Annotated in this window: 15 protein-coding genes and 1 tRNA gene; 6 read left to right on the top strand and 10 right to left on the bottom strand. The window is 52.9% G+C overall.

Going from position 1 to position 18,050, the window contains the following annotated elements:
• Positions 1-48: 48 nt before the first annotated feature.
• The gene (locus QZ302_RS04590) at positions 49-1,176 is read right to left on the bottom strand and encodes a DUF4861 family protein (protein ID WP_294592993.1); all 1,128 of its coding nucleotides are present in this window, start codon (positions 1,174-1,176) and stop codon (positions 49-51) included.
• A gap of 244 nt (positions 1,177-1,420) precedes the next feature.
• Here QZ302_RS04590 and QZ302_RS04585 point away from each other — a divergent pair, with 244 nt between their 5' ends.
• Genes QZ302_RS04585 through QZ302_RS04575 form a run of 3 tightly spaced genes read left to right on the top strand, consistent with a single transcriptional unit; the run spans position 1,421 to position 5,877 of the window.
• Positions 1,421-2,641, top strand: coding sequence for a glycoside hydrolase family 88 protein (locus QZ302_RS04585; protein WP_294592991.1), 1,221 nt, complete (start codon positions 1,421-1,423; stop codon positions 2,639-2,641).
• A gap of 13 nt (positions 2,642-2,654) precedes the next feature.
• Positions 2,655-4,613, top strand: coding sequence for a heparinase II/III family protein (locus tag QZ302_RS04580; RefSeq protein WP_294592989.1), 1,959 nt, complete (start codon positions 2,655-2,657; stop codon positions 4,611-4,613).
• A 19-nt stretch (positions 4,614-4,632) separates the two neighbouring features.
• The gene (locus QZ302_RS04575) at positions 4,633-5,877 is read left to right on the top strand and encodes a DUF2264 domain-containing protein (RefSeq protein WP_294592987.1); all 1,245 of its coding nucleotides are present in this window, start codon (positions 4,633-4,635) and stop codon (positions 5,875-5,877) included.
• A gap of 59 nt (positions 5,878-5,936) precedes the next feature.
• On the opposite strand, the gene QZ302_RS04570 is transcribed toward QZ302_RS04575, so the two are convergent.
• Together QZ302_RS04570 and QZ302_RS04565 are read right to left on the bottom strand one after the other, a co-directional pair.
• A complete protein-coding gene (locus QZ302_RS04570; RefSeq protein ID WP_294592985.1) occupies positions 5,937-6,380 on the bottom strand; it encodes a PepSY-like domain-containing protein in 444 nt (147 codons plus the stop codon).
• A 94-nt stretch (positions 6,381-6,474) separates the two neighbouring features.
• Positions 6,475-7,371 (bottom strand): helix-turn-helix domain-containing protein, encoded by an 897-nt coding sequence (locus QZ302_RS04565; protein ID WP_294592982.1) that lies wholly within the window; start codon positions 7,369-7,371, stop codon positions 6,475-6,477.
• 150 nt (positions 7,372-7,521) lie between these two features.
• Between QZ302_RS04565 and QZ302_RS04560 the strand changes: the two genes are divergently transcribed.
• Together QZ302_RS04560 and QZ302_RS04555 are read left to right on the top strand one after the other, a co-directional pair.
• Positions 7,522-8,352, top strand: coding sequence for a carboxymuconolactone decarboxylase family protein (locus tag QZ302_RS04560; protein WP_294592980.1), 831 nt, complete (start codon positions 7,522-7,524; stop codon positions 8,350-8,352).
• A 43-nt stretch (positions 8,353-8,395) separates the two neighbouring features.
• Positions 8,396-8,851 carry a flavodoxin gene (locus tag QZ302_RS04555; RefSeq protein WP_294592978.1) on the top strand — a complete coding sequence of 152 codons (456 nt, stop codon included), beginning with the start codon at positions 8,396-8,398 and terminating at the stop codon, positions 8,849-8,851.
• Between the two features lie 114 nt (positions 8,852-8,965).
• Here QZ302_RS04555 and htpG read toward each other — a convergent pair whose 3' ends face one another.
• The 3 genes from htpG to QZ302_RS04540 all read right to left on the bottom strand — a co-directional run bounded on the left by htpG (position 8,966) and on the right by QZ302_RS04540 (position 12,773).
• The gene (gene htpG / locus QZ302_RS04550; RefSeq protein WP_294592976.1) at positions 8,966-11,041 is read right to left on the bottom strand and encodes a molecular chaperone HtpG; all 2,076 of its coding nucleotides are present in this window, start codon (positions 11,039-11,041) and stop codon (positions 8,966-8,968) included.
• Positions 11,042-11,156: 115 nt separating this feature from the next.
• Entirely contained in the window at positions 11,157-12,158 is a 1,002-nt protein-coding gene (locus QZ302_RS04545; protein ID WP_294592973.1) for an adenosine kinase, read from the bottom strand.
• A 12-nt stretch (positions 12,159-12,170) separates the two neighbouring features.
• Positions 12,171-12,773 (bottom strand): M15 family metallopeptidase, encoded by a 603-nt coding sequence (locus QZ302_RS04540; RefSeq protein ID WP_294592972.1) that lies wholly within the window; start codon positions 12,771-12,773, stop codon positions 12,171-12,173.
• Positions 12,774-12,893: 120 nt separating this feature from the next.
• On the opposite strand from QZ302_RS04540, the gene QZ302_RS04535 reads away from it, so the two are divergent.
• Positions 12,894-12,968: transfer RNA gene (locus QZ302_RS04535), tRNA-Pro, on the top strand.
• Between the two features lie 115 nt (positions 12,969-13,083).
• On the opposite strand, the gene QZ302_RS04530 is transcribed toward QZ302_RS04535, so the two are convergent.
• From QZ302_RS04530 to QZ302_RS04515, 4 genes are read right to left on the bottom strand one after another with little or no spacing between them, the layout of a single operon-like run.
• The gene (locus QZ302_RS04530) at positions 13,084-14,088 is read right to left on the bottom strand and encodes an MMPL family transporter (RefSeq protein ID WP_294592970.1); all 1,005 of its coding nucleotides are present in this window, start codon (positions 14,086-14,088) and stop codon (positions 13,084-13,086) included.
• Positions 14,085-15,227, bottom strand: a complete 1,143-nt coding sequence (locus QZ302_RS04525; RefSeq protein ID WP_294592968.1) for an acyltransferase — start codon at positions 15,225-15,227, stop codon at positions 14,085-14,087. Before QZ302_RS04525 ends, QZ302_RS04530 begins: the two co-directional genes overlap by 4 nt.
• A 2-nt stretch (positions 15,228-15,229) precedes the next feature.
• On the bottom strand, positions 15,230-16,537 hold the full coding sequence (locus QZ302_RS04520; protein WP_294592966.1) for an AMP-binding protein: 1,308 nt from the start codon (positions 16,535-16,537) through the stop codon (positions 15,230-15,232).
• Positions 16,534-17,433, bottom strand: a complete 900-nt coding sequence (locus tag QZ302_RS04515) for an alpha/beta hydrolase (protein ID WP_294592963.1) — start codon at positions 17,431-17,433, stop codon at positions 16,534-16,536. The genes QZ302_RS04520 and QZ302_RS04515 overlap by 4 nt, the downstream gene beginning before the upstream one ends.
• Positions 17,434-18,050: the final 617 nt, after the last annotated feature.

The raw sequence follows: 18,050 nt of genomic DNA, 5'->3' as shown, positions 1-18,050 counted from the left end.
GCAATTCAGGTTCGCCCCGCCGATTTTTTTATGCGGAGTGGTCTGCTATTACTTGAATGTCACCACCAGCGGATGTTCCGCCTTGGCCGTCTCGTCCAGAATCAATTGCGTCATCGCCTCCGAGGTCGGCGCCTCGCGCTTGCTCCATGCCGCCCCCATCCGATAGGTAAACGGCTTGCCCTGCGGAATGACGGTGCTCGCCAAGAGGTGTCCCAGCCGGGTCTCTACCTTGATCTCGCAGGGGAAGACCAGACCGATGCCCGTATGCCCGTTGTCCGGGGTGTTGTCCGTGTTGAGCGGCTCCCAATAGCCTACCTTCCGGATCGGTTTGTCCAGCAGGTCGATCACCCGGCCGCCCGGCCCGCGCAGCACGACTCCCGCCGCCACCCGCAGTTCATCGAAATCGCCGGTGTACTCTTCCGTAATCCGGTTGAAGGGGGTGTGGGCATCGAGCGAAATCGTCCGCCGTTCGGTCACCGTCAAGCTGTCGACCGGGAACGGCGCATAATCCAACTGGAAAGTCACCCGTATCGGCCCGTTGTCCAGCACTTTGTAGCCGGTGAAATTGTTGCCTAGCCACAGCTTTCCTCCCTCGTACGGCGCCATGGCTCCCGCCCCGAGCGTCCGGCCGACTTTGTAGCAGTCGAGGCCTTCGCCCCGGTCGGTGTGGTAGTCGTAACCCGGCCGATACCACCGGTTGATGACCAAACTGTCAGTGTGTTTCAACCAGATGTCGATCCCGTTGCTGATTTCGCCCGTCCGTTCGAGCGCCGGCCCGTACATCCGGTAGGCGATCCGGTCGTTCTCCCAGGCGAAATCGTCCATCCGCTCCGGCACGAATCGTCCGTACGCCTGTGCCCGAAAGTCTTCCCGCATGCCGCTCTCCAACCGGTAGGTCGTCGAGCTGCGCGGCCCGACCGTCGCCTGGAAAATCAGCGACTGCGGCTCCACGCCGCCGTAATAGAGCACCTGCGACGGCAACTGTTCGCCCTTCGGCCCGATCACCACGATGTCTTCGGGCGTAATCCCCGGTAGCCGTTTCTGCACCTCTTTCCAATCGAGTTCGACCGTTTCGTCGGTTCGGTTGAGCTTCAGCGGGTTGGCGACCTTTACCTTGACGCCTCCGCAGGAGAGGCAGAGTACGAGGGCGCCCAAAAGCGGGAGTAATTTTTTCATAGGGGGTACGTATCTGAAATTTTTCGCGCAATGCGACAGGATTATCCTGACAAATATAACAAAATAAATCGGGGCTTAAAAATCAGGCTGTTTTTGCGGCTCGGGATTAGTGGCTTGTTTCGGTCGGCAGAGGAGGCCGGAGGGAAGAAGAATTTAAATTTCGTATTTTTGTCTTTTCCTGCTCCAGAGTGCCTTCGCGGCGCGGCGGAGGGAGTGGACGGACAACCAAACTCTTTTTAAAAATATGATGAAAAACTTTTTACCGACAGCGGCCGTTCTGGCTGCCGGGAGCCTGCTGTGGGGCGGCCTCTCGTCTGAACCGGCCTCCGCGAAAAACCGGAAAATCGCGCCGGTGATTACCGAAAATGTCGATTTTGTGGCCCAACAGGTCCAACTGATGGTCGATACGATGGATACGTTCAAGAATATCCCGAGTCCCCGGACGTTGAATGAGAAGGGACAGCTGGCTTTCACCACGTTGGACGACTGGACGAGCGGATTTTTCCCGGGGACGCTGTGGTACCTGTACGAGCTGACGGGAGACAGCAAGTGGCTCAAACCGGCGGTGCACTATACCGAGGGGATGGAGCGAATCAAATACTACCGGGGGAATCACGACATCGGTTTTATGATCTTCTGTTCGTTCGGCAACGGGCTGCGGCTGACGGAGAAGGAGCCTTACAAAGAGGTGATCGTAACGGCGGCCCGGACGCTGAGCGAGCGGTATCGTCCGGGGGCGGGCGTGATCCAGTCGTGGCCGCAGTGGCGCGGGTGGGACTGCCCGGTGATTATCGACAATATGATGAATCTGGAGCTACTGTTCGAGGCGACGCGGATGAGCGGCGACTCGTCGTTCTGGAAGATCGCCACCTCGCATGCCGACCAGACGATGAAGCATCACTACCGGCCGGATATGAGCTGCTACCACGTGGTGGACTACGATTCGAAAACCGGCGAGGTGCGCAGCCGGGTGACGGCGCAAGGCTATGCCGACTCATCGGCCTGGGCGCGCGGACAGGCGTGGGGGCTGTACGGCTACACGCTGTGCTACCGCTATACGCACGATCCGAAATACCTGAAACAGGCGGAGGATATCGCGAAGTTCATCTTTACGAACAAGAACCTGCCGGAGGATTTGATTCCCTATTGGGATTACGATGTGCCGAACATCGAGCGGGAGCCGCGCGACGCTTCGGCAGCGGCGGTGACGGCTTCGGCGCTCTATGAGCTCTCGACCTATGTGGGGCGCAAGCAGGGTAAAATGTATAAAAAACTGGCCGACCGGATCGTCGAAACGCTCGGTTCGCCGGCTTATCGGGCCGAATTGGGCGAGAATGGCTATTTCGTCCTGATGCACTCGACGGGCAACAAACCGGGGCCGTCGGAGGTGGATGTGCCGCTGGTCTATGCGGACTATTACTTCCTCGAAGCGCTGAAACGGAAACGGGATTTGGAAAACAAATAATCGCCGAACGGAAATGAAACGGACAAATCGGTTGCTGACGTTGCTGCTGACGGCTCTTTTCGGGGCGGCACCCCTTTCGATGCAGGCGGAGCCGGCGACTAAGGCCAAGCCCGACCTTTTGCAGAAAGCCGCTCGGCGGTACGATATGGATTCCCTCTGTCGGGAGGCGTACCGGCCTTATCCGGGGTATGCGGATCGCAATTTTTGGCAGTCGCTGCCGGAGGAGGTGAAGCGGCAGGCGGTGGCGCAGGCGGAGGCCCGGCTGGACTATGTATGGCGCAGTGTAACGGTCACTTCGTACCTCGATTTCGCCCGCAAGGGGATTCGCCGGCCCAACGACCTGCATATCGCCGAACGGTATTCGACGCTGGCCGACCTGATGTTCGGCGAGCTGATCGAGGGCAAGGGACGGTTTCTGGATCAGATCGCCGATGGGGTGTGGTCGCTGTGCGAGCAGAGTACGTGGGTGGCGACGGCGCATATCTACTGGCAGCTGAGCGGGACGGCGGTGCCGGATATCGACCGCCGCACGATCGACCTCAGCGGCGGAATGACGGCCAATACGCTCGCCTGGGCCTACTACTTCTTCAAGGAGGATCTGGGTAAATTGTCGCCCACGATTCCGCAGCGGCTGCGGGCCGAGCTGAACCGCCATACGCTGGATGTCTATCTGAATCGCGACGACATGTTCTGGCTCGGGTTCCGCGAGGGGGCGCAGGTCAATAACTGGAATCCGTGGTGCAATTTCAATGTGCTGACGACGGCATTGCTGGTCGAGGAGAATCCGGAGCGGCGGGCGGCGATCGTGAAGAAGACGATGCGGTCGGTGGATCAGTTCATCAACTTCTTCAAGCCCGACGGCGGGTGCGAAGAGGGGCCCTCGTACTGGACGCATGCGGCGGGGATGATGAACAACTATCTCGAAGTGCTGAAAGGCTATTCGCAGGGCAAAATCGACCTGTTCGGCGAGCAGCGGGTGAAAAATATCGGGCTCTACATCGCTAATGCCCATATCGACAGCCTCTATTTCGTCAATTTTGCCGACGCCGAAGCCAAGGCTTCGCCGGGGGCGTCGACGGTGTTCCGTTACGGGCGCAATATCGGCGACAGCACGATGATGCGGTTCGGGTCGTACCTCGGCACGCTGACCGGCTTTGTCGAAAATCCGCTCAGCGGAACGATGGATCAGCGGCTCAAGACGGCGTTTATCTATAAGGATATGTGTGCGGCCCAACCGGTGGCTCCGTTGTATCGGTCGGTCTGGATGGACGGCATCGAGGTGGCGGTGGCGCGAACTGAAGGCGGGAGCGCCGAGGGGTTGACGCTGGCCGCCAAGGGTGGATACAATGCCGAGAGCCATAACCACAACGACGTGGGGAGTTTTATCCTCTATGTGGACGGTCAGCCGGTGATGGTGGACGCCGGGGTGGGAACCTACACAGCGGCGACGTTCGATCACCGGCGCTACACCATCTGGATGATGCAGTCGGAGTTTCACAACCTGCCGGTTATCAACGGTTTCGGACAGAAGGACGGTGGGAGATACCGTTCGCGGAACGTAAAACATACGGATAACGGGCGGGTGATGAATTTCTCGCTGGATATGGCGGGGGCTTATCCGGCCGAGGCGGCGTGCCGCAGCTGGGTGCGCGACTACCGCTTCGACCGGCGGAGAAATACGGTCACGCTGACCGATACGTATGATTTGTCGGAGGTAAAGGGGCCGGTAGCCTTGAATTTCCTGACCTGCGGGACGGTGGTGTCGGGCCGTGGGGGAGTCGAAATCCAGAGCGGGGACAAGGCTTTGCGCATGGCATTCGACCTTTCGAAATATGAACTGACGACCGAGGCGGTGGAGCTGACCGATCCGCGGTTGTCGAACATCTGGGGCGAGCGGTTGACCCGGATTGTCCTGAAGGTCAAAGATCCGAAACGGAAGGATACCTTGCAGGTGACTTTTTTACAGCAATAATAGTGAGAGCATGAAATCGATGAAACGTTTATTGGCGGTCGCGCTGGCTGCGGTATGTATCCTGCCGGACGGCTGGGCGGCCCGGAAAAAACAGGCTGAACTGCCGAAGTCGGATCGCGAAGTGTGGGCCGAGACGGCTTATAAAATCGCTTATCCGGTGTTGTCGAATCTGGCGGCGGGGACGCTGCACGCGAATATGCCGATCGAACAGCGCGGGCCGTCGCATCCGGAGTACGGAGCCTATGGCGACCGGACGAAGTACGCCTATCTGGAGGCCTTGGGACGGACGATCTGCGGGATCGCTCCGTGGCTGGAGCTGCCGGTGGATACCACGACCCGGGACGGGAAGATGCGCAAGGAGCTCCTCGACCTCTCTATCCGGGGATTGCGGAATGCGATGGATACGACGTCGGCGGACTACATCAGTTTTGCGGTAGGGTATCAGGCGCTGGTGGATGCGGCGCACTTGGCACAGGGGTTGATGCGTGTGCCGAAAAACCTGTGGGGCGGTCTCGACGAGGCGACCCGGGAGCGGATCGTCTACGAGATGAAACAGACGCGGAAGGTGCGGCCGAATGTGAGTAACTGGCTGATGTTCACGGCGCAGATCGAAGCTTTTCTACGCTCGGTGGGCGAGGAGTACGATCAGGTGCGGGTGGACTATCCGGTGCGGCAGATGAACGCCTGGTATAAGGGCGACGGGGTCTACGGAGACGGCGAACCGTTCCACTGGGACTACTACAACAGTTTCGTCATCCAGCCGATGCTGATCGACGTGTTGGGGGTGATGGGCGACGGATTTCCGGGGTTGCGCGAACGGGTGCTGAAGCGGGCGGCGCGTTATGCGGAGGTCACCGAGCGGATGATTTCGCCCGAGGGGACGATTCCGCCGCTGGGACGGTCGTTGCAGTATCGGACGGCGGCGTTGCAGGTACTTTCTCAGATGGCCTTGCAGGATCGTCTGCCGAAGAGCCTCTCGAAAGGGCAGGTGCGGAGCGCGATGACGGCCGTCATCCGGCGCTTTTTCGAACAGCCGGGGACGTTCGACGCGAACGGCTGGCTGCGGATCGGTTTCTGTGGCGCGCAGTCGGAGATCGGTGAGGCGTACACCTGTACGGGGAGTCTCTATCTCTGTCTGACCGGTTTTCTGGCTTTAGGTTTGCCGGAGGACGATCCGTTCTGGACGGCGCCGGACGAGCCTTGGACGTCGCGACGGGCTTGGAGCGGCGAACCGTTCCCGCAGGATCACTCCATCGGGGATTGAAAACGGCGCGGGCACCTTCCGGAAGAGGGTGCCCGCGCTGCGTTTATGAGAAGATGGGGTTATCGTTCTTCCCGGATAAAGACTCCTTCGGTGGTGTAATACAGCTCCAGCCCGTTGCCGATCCCGATTTCATAGCCGCCCAACTCTTTCTCGATCTCATGTACGCGGGCCTCCGGATAGCGTCCGGCCAGGTCGTTGAGAATCGCCTGCGGAACGATCTCGTCGGGTATGATTCCGAACGGGCGGTCGATGTGTTGCCATTCGCCGGCGGCATTGAAATCGATCTCCGTACCGTCGGTCAGACGTACTTCGTAGGAGACGATGCCGTTATCTTTCTCTTGCCGGGTCCGGTTGACGGTCTGATCCGGGAAGTAGTTGCCGATGAATTGGCGGGCCGTTTGCGGCAATTTGTCGAAAGTGATGTTCTTTTCGTCGTCGCAGCTTTGAAGGCCGATCAAGGCGCCGAACAGTAGCAGACAGAGGGTTACGATACGTTTCTTCATGGTGATATGTTTGTTGGTTTTAAAATACATAGCAAATTTCGGGCCAAAGTGCGTATTTTTCCCGGATTGTCGGTCGATTGAGTCGGATGGATTTTCAACCGACCGAGCGGTATTCATTGGGTGTCATGCCAGTCAGCCGTTTGAACATCCGGCTCAGGTGTTGCGGATGCTGGAATCCGAGCTCGTAGGCGATCTGGCTCATCGTCTTGCCGGACGAGAGCAGCAGCTCTTTCACCCGATCGATCAACCTATCCTGGATGTGTTCCGACGCGGTTTTGCCGGTCAGCTTCCGGATCAGGTCGCCGAAATAGTTGGGGGACAAACAAACTTTGTCGGAAAAATACCTGACTGAAGGGAGTCCTTCGTGTTGCGGTGCATCGGTGTCGAAGTATCCGTCCAACAGCTGTTCGAAACAGGTGATTACGTCGTTGTTCACCTCGCTGCGTGTCGCGAACTGGCGGTCGTAGAAGCGCATGCAGTAGTCAAGCAGCACGCCGATGTGGGCTGTGATAAGCCGCCGGCTGTGTTTGTCGAACGGGAGGTCGAGTTCGCGGTCGATTTTCCGCATGGTGTCGAGAATCGTCTGTCGCTCCTCTTCCGAGAGGTGCAGGGCTTCGTTGGCGGCGTACGAGAAGAAGGAGTACCGCTTGATCTCCTGTCCGAGCGCGGTGCCGTGAATCAGGTCGGGGTGGAAAAGCAAGCCGTAAGCCGAGGGGCGTGCTCCCGGTATGCTGGTCACTTCGGCTACCTGTCCCGGCGCGAAGCAGATGATCGTGCCGTCCTGATAATCATAGGTTTGTCGCCCGTATTGGATGTTTCCGCACTTCACCTGTTTCAGGAAAAGGGCGTAGATGCCGTAGCTGAATCGGAGAGGATCGGGCCATTGCGTGGTTTGCGAGAGATCGACCACCGACACCAACGGATGCCGTGTCTTCAGACCGAAACATTGGTTGTAGGCCTCTATCGTGTCGATTTTCGTCGTCTCTTTCATGGTGTTCCGGATGGATTCCCTCAAAATTAATACGAATTTCTGATATGCTGTGGTGCGAAACCGGAATCGGGGTCAGAGGAACCGGATTTCGGATAAAAACGCGGGGGAAACAAGTGGGTAATTTTGCCTGTCGTGAAAACACAGCAGGGAATGAAAAGGAGAATCTTCATGGCGCTGGTAATCGTATGCGCCGCAAACAGTTCAATCGTTATGGCACAGAAAAAAATTACGCAAACTGCCGGACATACTCAATTGGGCGCGTTCGCACCCAAATTCGCGGAGCTCAACGACGATGTTCTCTTCGGGGAAGTATGGAATCGGCCGGGACTCAGCCCGCACGACCGCAGTCTGGCGACGGTGGCGGTGTTGGTCGGTAAAGGGGTGATCGATTCGTCGCTGGAGCATCACCTGCGGTTCGCTAAGGCGAACGGTGTTACGCGTACCGAAATCTCGGAGATGCTGACACACATCGCTTTTTATGCCGGATGGCCCAACGCCTGGGGAGCGTTCCGGTTCGCTAAGGAGGTCTGGGCCGACGCAACGGCCGACGAAGATGCCAAGGCAGCCTTCCAACGCGAAATGATCTTTCCGATCGGCGAACCGAACACGGCCTATGCGCAGTATTTCACGGGTAATAGCTACCTCGCCCGCATTTCAACCGACCGGATTCCGTTTGCGAATGTGACTTTCGAGCCGCGTTGCCGCAACAATTGGCACATCCATCGCGCCTCCGAGGGCGGCGGGCAGATGCTCATTGGCGTGGCCGGACGGGGATGGTATCAGGAGGAGGGAAAACCTGCCGTAGAGATTCTTCCCGGCACGGTCGTTCACATTCCGGCAGGTGTGAAACATTGGCACGGAGCGGCGGCCGACAGTTGGTTCGCGCATCTGGCTTTCGAGATTCCCGGCGAGAATCTCTCCAACGAGTGGCTCGAACCGGTAACCGATGCGGAGTATGATCGAATCGAACGGACGAAATAATAGGACGAAACGATTTATTTTAACTTTAATCAGCTTTTTTGTTATGACGGTTGTCGGACACAATGCGGCGGGAAAGACGCTCGTCGTTTATTTCTCGGCTACGGGCACGACGGCCCGCGCGGCACAACGGATCGCCCGGGAGAGGGATGCCGATCTGTATGAGATTCGGCCTGCAAAGGCCTATACGTCGGCCGATCTGGACTGGCGGAATGCGCGGTCGCGCAGCTCGGTGGAGATGAACGATCCGAAGGCGAGACCGGCTATCGCGCTCCCTGCGGCTGACGTGGCGGAGTATGAGGTGATTTATCTCGGTTATCCGATTTGGTGGGATATGGCGCCGCGGGTGGTCGAGACATTTATCGAGAGCCACGATTTGAGCGGCAAAACGATTATTCCGTTCGCCACGTCGGGGAGCAGCGGGATCGCCAACAGTGTCTCGGTGTTGCGGAAGAGGTATCCCGGTTTGAATTGGCAGGCGGGACGGCTGATGAATCGCTGACCGCTTCCGCTCTGTCCGAATGGCGGGTAAAGACACGAGGGGGCGTCCATCGATGGACGCCCCCTCCCGTATCGCAATGTCTTGGATGTACCAAGGTGTCAAATAGGCACTGTTCTAATCAACCGGTTGGCCGGCCTTGCCGACCACTTCCACGCTCCGGCGGATAAACTTCGTCAGCGCCTCTCCCTTCAGCATCCCGTTGGCCAGCAGAGCCAGATCGACCAGCTGCCCGACGATCATATTCTGAGAACCGGCATTCCGCAGAATCTCCTTGCGTTGTCCCTCGATCTCGCCGATTTTGGTTTCGATCGAAGCCCGCTTGTCTTTTTCCTCCTGCGAAATCTCCTCCTCTTTCTTGTCTTTGAGCAGTGCATTCAGAGCTGTCTTTTCTTCCTCCGCCGCCTGGAGGTCCTTGTCCAGCGGGGCCAAAGCCTCGCCGGTCGCATTCTGCGTCTCGCCCAGCACCTCGATCACCAGCGGATGGTTGCCGTTCACCACGACGTTATAGCTGTCCGGCAGCTCGCCGTAGAAACTGTACATACCGCCGCCGATTTTCGACATGTCTTTCATCCGGCGCATGAATTCGCCCTGCGTAATGACGATCGGCGCGGCAGCCGGATCCATCGCCTCGAATTGAACGTTGAAGTGGCTCTTTTCGTCGGTCGGCAGCTGCGATTCGAAGACCGGCGTCAGCAACTGCTGTTGAGCCGTCGTCAGCGCCATCGCCAACTGCTCCTCCTTCTCGATCAGTTTTTCGACCGTGTCGGCATCGACGCGCGTAAATCGCCAGTCGCTGTGTTTGTTTTCGAGGAAACCGATGAAGTGCGCCTCCAACGGACTGTCCATCACCAGCACGTCGTACCCCTTGCCCCGAGCTGCCTCGATAAAGCTGTGCTGCGCCACCGGATCGTTGCTGTACAGGTGGACGATCTTGCCGTTCTTGTCCGTCTGGCTGCCCTTGATGACCTCGGCATACTCGTCGAGCGTGAAATATTTCCCCTCCGTATTCTTCAGCAGGGTGAACTCTCCGGCCCGTTCGCCGAATTTCTCTTCGCTGACGATCCCGTACTGGATGAAGAGCTTCAGGTCGTCCCACTTTGCCTCATAGTCCTGCCGCCCGTTTTTGAACAGGTCGGCCAGCCGATCGGCTACCTTTTTGGTGATGTAACCCGAGATTTTCTTCACGTTGCTGTCGCTCTGCAAGTAGCTCCGCGACACGTTGAGCGGAATGTCCGGCGAGTCGATCACCCCGTGCAGCAGGGTGAGGAAGTCCGGCACGATCCCCTCTACCGAGTCGGTCACATAGACCTGGTTCGAGTAGAGCTGGATCTTGTTCTTCTGCACCTCGAAGTTGTTCTTGATCTTCGGGAAGTAGAGAATCCCGGTCAGGTTGAAGGGATAATCGACATTCAGGTGGATGTGGAACAGCGGGTCTTCCGCCATCGGATAGAGTTTGCGGTAGAACTCGTCGTACTGCTCCGCCGTAATCTCCGTCGGTTTCTGCATCCACAGCGGATGGGTGTCGTTGATGATGTTGTCCCGATCCGTGTCGACCTGTTTACCATCCTTCCACTCCTGCACCTTGCCGAAAGCGATCGGCACCGGCAGGAACGAGCAATATTTCTTCAGCAACGCTTCGATCCGGGCCCGTTCGGCGAATTCGCTGCTGTCGTCGGAGAGGTAGAGTACGATCTCTGTCCCTCGCTCCGCCTTTTCGGCCGGTTCGAGCGTATAGTTCGGCGTGCCGTCGCACGTCCACTTCACCGCCTGTGCCCCCTCCTTGTACGATTTGGTGATGACCTCGACCTTCGACGCCACCATAAAAGCGGAGTAGAACCCCAGACCGAAATGTCCGATAATCCCGCTCTGGTTTTCGTACTTCTTCATGAACTCCTCGGCCCCCGAGAAGGCGATCTGGTTGATGTATTTGTCGACCTCCTCTTCGGTCATCCCGATCCCGTGATCCGAGACGGTCAGTTTTTTGCCCTTGTCGTCCAACTCCACACGGATCGTCAGGTCGCCCAACTCGCCGTTGAACTCGCCCATCGAGCTCAGCGCCTTGAGTTTGGTCGTGGCGTCGACGGCATTGGAAATCAGCTCGCGCAGGAAGATCTCGTGATCGGAATAGAGAAATTTTTTGATAATCGGAAAAATGTTCTCGGTCGTCACACCGATTTTACCTTGTTGCATATCGTGATATTGGTTTTTGATTACGAATCCTTTGAAAATCGCCGTCCGGCTTCGTACAACTCTTGTGCCAAGCCCCGAAATGGCAGGCCCGTCGGACAAACTGTCAGGCCGGGTGTCATCCCACGACCCGTTCGCCCGCCTCGATCCGTTCCACCCACGGTCGAATCCCGGCCCAGGTCTCGGCCGGCAGATCGGCTCCGATCACCTCGATACTTTTGCTCGATACCACCGCGCCCAGCTCGCCGCACTGCCGGAGCGACAGACCGCGCGTCCAACCGTGCAGAAAAGCAGCGGCATAGAGATCGCCGGCTCCGGTCTTATCCACCGGGTGTGCCTCGATGATGCCGATCCGGCAGCGTTCCCAGCCCCGGGCGATCCACGATCCTTCGGGCCCGACTTTGACCACGACCGTTCCACACCGTCCTGCCAGCTGTTCGAGCGCCTGCTCCGGCACGTCGGTGTCGGTCAGCGCAGCCGCCTCGTCCTCGTTGGCAAACAACAGGTCGACATACTGATCGATCAGCCGGTCGGCAAACTGCCGGAACTCCCGAATCACGGTAAAGCTGGCGGCATCCAGTGCCACGAGGAGTCCCGCCTCGTGCGCTGCTTGCATGGCGGGTTCGATCACGTCGGGCGAGTTGAGCAGATAGCCTTCGACAAAAAAGACTTCCCGACCCTGTAAATATTGACTTGCCAGATGTCGGGTGTCGACCTCCAGCGCCGCTCCCAGGTAGGTCAGCATGGTGCGTTCGCCGTCCGGCAGAATCAGCGAAATACACTTTCCGGAAGGAGTCTTTTCGGAAACGCCGACCAACGATTCAACCCCCTTTGCCTGCTGGCATCGACAGAAAGTCTCACCGGTCTCATCGCGACCGACATGGCCGATAAAAGCGCTCCGCGACCCGAGCATAGCCGCTCCGGCCACCATATTCGCGGCCGAACCGCCCGCCGCCAGTTTCCTCGGCAACGAAGCGATCCGCTCCATCAGGCGGTGATGCTGTTTGTTGTCGATCAGATACATACCGCCCCGTTCGACGCCGAGGTCGTGCAGGATGGTTTCGTCGGGAATCTGAACCAGGATGTCGGTCAGCGCGTTCCCCATTCCTATAATTGCCATTCAGGTAAAAAGTTACGGTTTTTCGAAGTGCATACGGTCTTTCACGGAGGCCCACCTGCCGCCCCACTGCCATCCGAGCCGGCGAAAGAGCCGCACGACCGCCGATGTGTCGCTCAGTGTCCCGGGCGTCTTCAAATCATAGTCTCCTCCGGCCGGAATGATTCGTCCGTTGCGCAGCAGGGCGGGGTTCTGGTAGGGATTGATATCGATTGCCCGGCCGTAGGAGTGGGCGGAGAGCTGCCGGGTTTTGAACGTGGCTTTGGGCCGGTAATGAAATCCGTATGTGTTGTTCAGGGTGTCCATCGAGGTGCCGTTGTTCGGTCGGTCGAAGCGGACGGGGATAACGCTTTCGACAGGAAAGCGGGAGGCTTTCACGGTCCGGAAAATCTGCCGCACGTCATTGACAAGCTCTCGGTGTACGACGATCTGCCCTCGGTGCAACCGCCGGTCGAACGAATAGTATTCGACGTCTACCAACGCGAGTGTCTGGCGAATACTATCCGGTGCTGTCGTACCGGCCAGCGCCTGGTCGAGGGTCTGTCGCGAATCGACGATCACGCTGTCGGCCGGTTCGGCCACGGTGCAGGTCAGGGCTAGCAGCACGGCAAGCAACATGGTTCTAAGCAAAAACGGGTTAAGGAGGATTTTCGGCTAAAGATAGAGTTTTTTCGCGGTGCGGCGATTTTAATTTTTGATAATTGCGAAAATGGTGTACTTTTGTGGTCGGTTTATGAGCGGGGTGTAGCTCAGCCCGGTTAGAGTACTCGTCTGGGGGGCGAGTGGTCGCAAGTTCGAATCTTGTCACCCCGACAATTGATTTTCAGTCATTTGGATGTACTTTCAAGTGGCTGATTTTCTTTTTGGGGGAACACAAAGCTGGCGGATAGGTGTTGTCAATACCTCTCTGCAAGGTTAGAAAAACGCCTCAATAATCAATCCGACGTGTGTCTATTACTATAATAGATACAGAATCATAATAGAGAGCAATAGCCCCTATTGCGAAAAGCCAGCCCCAACCGACAGATACGACTATCAGTAATATGTTCCTTAGATTGCGGAAAACGTAGATTAGAAGAGCCAAGATAAGAAAACCGGCTATGCAAACAGCCAATATACTATCGGTTTTAATCTGGTTGGCATTAGCAACAGCTATAACCGGTCCTCCTATAATATGAATATCTAAGTTCCCATTGATAGCCTCCGTCTCAGCTTTTGCATTGCCAAGCATTGCTACAAGAAAAGAATTATTCTCTGACTCATGGGCACCGAATGCTGATTCCAAAATCACTATGGCCTTCTTGCTATCCGGTGATAAAATATATCCATCGTATGTTTCAAATTCTATAGACATACCAGCCTGTTTCAATCTCTCAAGTATGGGATTGAACAGATTTAAGGGATCTCTGGATATATTAGAGACTAACACATTAGATGACGGAAACAACAGGGACTGTTTGTCCTCCGAAATCTGTGACTCCACATAATTTGGATCGCTTAACAAGCTATCAATCCTTTCATAATCCCTGTCAGTAAGATAGTAAGGAACGTTGGCATATACTTCATCCGCTATGCCAAGCATCTTATCCATATCTATCTCTTTCATTATATCCTTTATATAATGAAGTGAATCACTAGCTTCAACCTTCTCAACAAAGGTTTCAACTCCATCTGCCAGTTCTTGTGGATCGACGTTAACTGTATCTTTTGTAGAAATTATTGCATATATCTTATTGGCACCTGAAACATCCTGATAAACAGACAATGCAGTTTGATTCTTCTCGTCAAGAGGTAAAAAATCTGATATATCTTCCTTGTACGAGAGAGACAGTATTGACAGAATAAGAACTGTTGTCAATATGAGGAATATTCCCCATGCCAGTAATGGGGACCTTTTGAAAAAGTCATAAATATGGAGTATCAATCTATTCATTGAAAGGATATTGCATTTGAACGAGAGTTAATTGGATTGGCATAAATGCCAAGGAATATATCCACAAGGATATCCAATTCACACCCTTCATAGGTTGATAGTTCTTTTAGTCTCTTACAAAATGCTTCTTGTTGCGCTGGCGTATATCTATCAGAATAACGTTTGATACCATATCTTATATCAAATGCGATATAATTGTTTGGGTGTAAATGGTAGGCTGCATTTATCCGCTTATCAATTAGGCACGCCACAGCTTTGACATACTCCTGCTTAGTCATCGACTCCAACAATTGTAACTCATCAATGTTTATTGGTTCACATATTTCTATATGGACATGTCCCTTGTCGGCTACAATACCGGTAAGAATACTATTCAAGTCCTCTCCCGGTTTCTTTACATATTTAGTAAAGCGAGATTCGTAAAGCTCAAGAGCCTTTAAGATGTCGCAGGTTTCCCATTCATAAGAAATTGATATTGGTGCTATATTCAGTTCCGATAGAGCTTTAAGTTTGTCATTAGGAAGACTGCTGCCAAACATTCGTATCAGTCCGGGTTCAGTATGATCAATCCCATCTTTTGTCCGCCCATTACGCTGAGCAATCCATACAGATTGATGTTTATCAGTGATTGTATGGCGAATATACTCGGAATTAAGGAGGGAGGACTGATAGAAATCCTTTAGATTTTCTCCACGTTCAACCTTAAACATTTTATTGGATTTTCCTATGTCAATAACCAAAGGATGACACATGAGATTGGCTCCAAATGTAATCTCTGATGTCTCATGTCCATTGATGTGCAGCACATACTGAAGAAGACTTGAATCGAGCATTATATCTCGATGATTAGATACAAATAAGTATCTTTTGTTTTTATCAAGCTTGTCAATACCATTGTATGAGAACGAGGTCATACTTCTTTTTATGACTTGTTCGTTGACAATTGACATTACTTCATGCTGGAACTGGTAAATCGTCTCTATGTCACGTATATGTCGCCTAACATTCTCTATATTCTCATTTGGAAAAACATAGGAGGCAATAAGAGGAAATAGTTCACTATCAGCAATGCGATTCATAGCTGATGGAATCTCCTCATTATAATATGGTCTTATGTCGTCAAATTTAGATGTATCCATTATTACTTCTTTCGGCGATTGTCAATAAATTTTATCGGTTTCCTGTTGTTTGCCGGATTATTAATTTTATTGACATCCTCTGGTGATAGAATCTCTACGATAGGAGCAACTCGAATACGAGACCTGAAACGGTCTTTGAGGTCTTTGATTACGTCAATGGGTAGTGGGGTTGCAACACCAACCTTCACGACGACTTCGTCGGTGCCGGCAGAACTGTTTTGTACCACAACTACATAATTGACGACATAAGGAGTATTATCGAGGACATCATTGATAGCCGGAGGATATATCGTAGTACCCTTTAATTTAATCATGTTGTTTTTTCTCCCGACAAGAGGTGTAAGTCTATATGAGTAACGTCCACAGTCGCATCTGTCTGTGATTTTGCTACTCATATCACCGGTTCGGAAACGTAGCAAAGGCATACCCTCGACACCAAGAGTTGTCACAACGACCTCGCCTACTTCTCCGGCTTTCACCGGTTTGCTGTCATCACCAATGATCTCTACAATGATAAGTTCGGGATGCACGTGACCACCACAACCGTTTGGACATTCCGAAAAAGTGGCTCCCATTTCAGTAGATGAGTATGTCGCATAAAGTTCCACATCCCATTTCTCTTTAATGCGAGAGCCAAGAAGATTCAAACTGAAATCCTGTTCCCTCAGTCCTTCTCCAATTCCGATAATACGTTTTATGCTTGAATTTCTATAGTCGATATTATGTTGTTCAGCATATTCAATGAGGCGAAGAATAAATGATGGGACACACATCAAAGTATCCGGTTTCAAACGGTTGATTGTATCCCATTGAAGTTCAGGCATACCATTGCCCACGCGGATAACACTTGCTCCAAGTTTCCTGATTCCAAGGAAATATGCAAGTCCAGCCATGAACCGCTTGTCAAGTGTAGTCATAAGCTGAACGATATTGCCCGGTTTCAAGCCGGCACATTCAAATGATTTCTTTTCATTGTATGCAAGACGTTCAAGGTCACTGTCTGTGCATCCAAAGGTAACCGGGTCGCCAAGTGTGCCGGATGTTGTGATATAATCAATAATCTTGTCCGCCGGAACGCACAGAAATTCCTGATTATGAAGCTGCAAATCTTTCTTTTCAGTGAAAGGAAGATTTATAAGGTCGTCAACAGTCTGAATATCTGCTATATTGATATTCTTTTCTTTGAACATTCGCTGATAAAACGGCGAATGTTCGGATAAATAGAGCAATGCATCTTTTAACTTTTCATTTTGAAAAGTCTTTATTTCTTCTGCCGTGCAAAACTCTATGTCTTGATTCGAGTCTGTCATTTGAATATATTTCTGAGCCAGTTAATAAAATCCTCTTTCCATGCTATAACCTCCAGTGTGGTTTTCTCCGGGGTGGCTCCAAATCCATGGCCACCGGTTTTGAATTGCACATACTTATGGGGGACATTCATCGCTGTCATGGCAGAGTCAAGGAGTTCTGAATTGTGATAGTCAACAATAGGGTCGTCCACACAATTCATCAAATATGTCAGAGGCATATCAACGCGCACATGTCTTTCAAGAGATAAAGAATCCTTCATCTCTTTACTGATTGATTTACCTTCACCCAGCAGACCACGACATGAACGCTTATGGGTCGATTTATCAACGAGCGACACAACAGGATAAATAGGAGCTATAAAACTCGGCTTTAAGGATAGATCGGGGTGGACACCCAATTGAGAAAGCACATCACTGTCAAAAAAAAGTCCTGACATTGCCGTAAGATGCCCACCGGCAGAAAATCCCATAACACCTAATTTCTCCGGATCAATTCCATATTTACCCGCGTTTTCTCGAACTAACTGGATACTGCGTTGCACATCTTGAAGCATGTCGGGATAGCGATTGCCCCGGGCTATAAGGCGATAATGAGTTATGAATCCGGTAATGCCACCAACACGATACTCCAGTACAAAAGCAGATATTCCATTTGATTGAAGCCACTCTGCCACTCCGACACCTTCAGTTTTCTTATCCAGCCAAAAATAGCTTCCACCGGGACAAACAATACAAGCAATATGGTTATTACCTTTTGCAAGATATGGTGTCAATTTTACATTTGCCTTACAATCCGTTCCATCCCAAATGTTTATAGGTTGGGATATTGGCTGAGCGATTGCTACTCGAATTGAGCAAAGCGGAATTGTAATTAGTATTTTAATTCTTTTGTGCATTATTGATCTGATTTACTAAAGTGTTAGTCCCCCAAATGGCTTCTGAGGTATTGATCGCGGTCAATGGTACACCGCAGATGCCATGAAGGTTTATGTTCTGGCCAGTAAGAAGAAGATTCTTAACTTTGGTATAAACAGGAAGTTGTGAGAATATGAGATTCTCACAGTCTTTGCGATAACCGAATATCGTCCCCTCTTTCGTATGATAATAATCACGTACAGTTAGTGGACTGGCAGCATATACATTGGCAACCATCTTTTGAAATCTGGGAAAGACATTTCCAAGTTTATCTAAGATCTTGTTAACACATTGATGTTATTTTAGTTCCCGATGAATGTGCTGAAATCATCTGTCATATACATAAGGCAATGGAGCGTCTTGCTCCTATGGGTGATGATTATAGAAGAAGTCTTTGGTTTGAGGTCAAGTGCAAGAGGTGGGAGTGGTACTGCTTGTCGGTATCTACCTATAAGAACCGTCATTATCTTTACATCACCGGAGATCCACATGACCATCATATATTCTGTGATAAGGAAGATTGTAATTCTCATCGCTGGTTCTTCGAAGATATGCTAATTGGAATATTCTCAAAAATAGAGAAATATGTTGTCGGGCT

Source organism: uncultured Rikenella sp. (assembly GCF_910579375.1).
Taxonomy (GTDB): Bacteria; Bacteroidota; Bacteroidia; order Bacteroidales; family Rikenellaceae; genus Rikenella.
The sequence above is the reverse complement of the archived record's forward strand: the minus strand, read 5'-3'. Positions and strand labels throughout refer to the sequence as shown.

Coding starts and splice junctions, on each gene's coding strand:
- QZ302_RS04590 (WP_294592993.1), bottom strand. CDS start 1,176: ATGAAAAAATTACTCCCGCTTTTGGGCGCCCTCGTACTCTGCCTCTCC.
- QZ302_RS04585 (WP_294592991.1), top strand. CDS start 1,421: ATGATGAAAAACTTTTTACCGACAGCGGCCGTTCTGGCTGCCGGGAGC.
- QZ302_RS04580 (WP_294592989.1), top strand. CDS start 2,655: ATGAAACGGACAAATCGGTTGCTGACGTTGCTGCTGACGGCTCTTTTC.
- QZ302_RS04575 (WP_294592987.1), top strand. CDS start 4,633: ATGAAACGTTTATTGGCGGTCGCGCTGGCTGCGGTATGTATCCTGCCG.
- QZ302_RS04570 (WP_294592985.1), bottom strand. CDS start 6,380: ATGAAGAAACGTATCGTAACCCTCTGTCTGCTACTGTTCGGCGCCTTG.
- QZ302_RS04565 (WP_294592982.1), bottom strand. CDS start 7,371: ATGAAAGAGACGACGAAAATCGACACGATAGAGGCCTACAACCAATGT.
- QZ302_RS04560 (WP_294592980.1), top strand. CDS start 7,522: ATGAAAAGGAGAATCTTCATGGCGCTGGTAATCGTATGCGCCGCAAAC.
- QZ302_RS04555 (WP_294592978.1), top strand. CDS start 8,396: ATGACGGTTGTCGGACACAATGCGGCGGGAAAGACGCTCGTCGTTTAT.
- htpG (WP_294592976.1), bottom strand. CDS start 11,041: ATGCAACAAGGTAAAATCGGTGTGACGACCGAGAACATTTTTCCGATT.
- QZ302_RS04545 (WP_294592973.1), bottom strand. CDS start 12,158: ATGGCAATTATAGGAATGGGGAACGCGCTGACCGACATCCTGGTTCAG.
- QZ302_RS04540 (WP_294592972.1), bottom strand. CDS start 12,773: ATGTTGCTTGCCGTGCTGCTAGCCCTGACCTGCACCGTGGCCGAACCG.
- QZ302_RS04530 (WP_294592970.1), bottom strand. CDS start 14,088: ATGAATAGATTGATACTCCATATTTATGACTTTTTCAAAAGGTCCCCA.
- QZ302_RS04525 (WP_294592968.1), bottom strand. CDS start 15,227: ATGGATACATCTAAATTTGACGACATAAGACCATATTATAATGAGGAG.
- QZ302_RS04520 (WP_294592966.1), bottom strand. CDS start 16,537: ATGACAGACTCGAATCAAGACATAGAGTTTTGCACGGCAGAAGAAATA.
- QZ302_RS04515 (WP_294592963.1), bottom strand. CDS start 17,433: ATGCACAAAAGAATTAAAATACTAATTACAATTCCGCTTTGCTCAATT.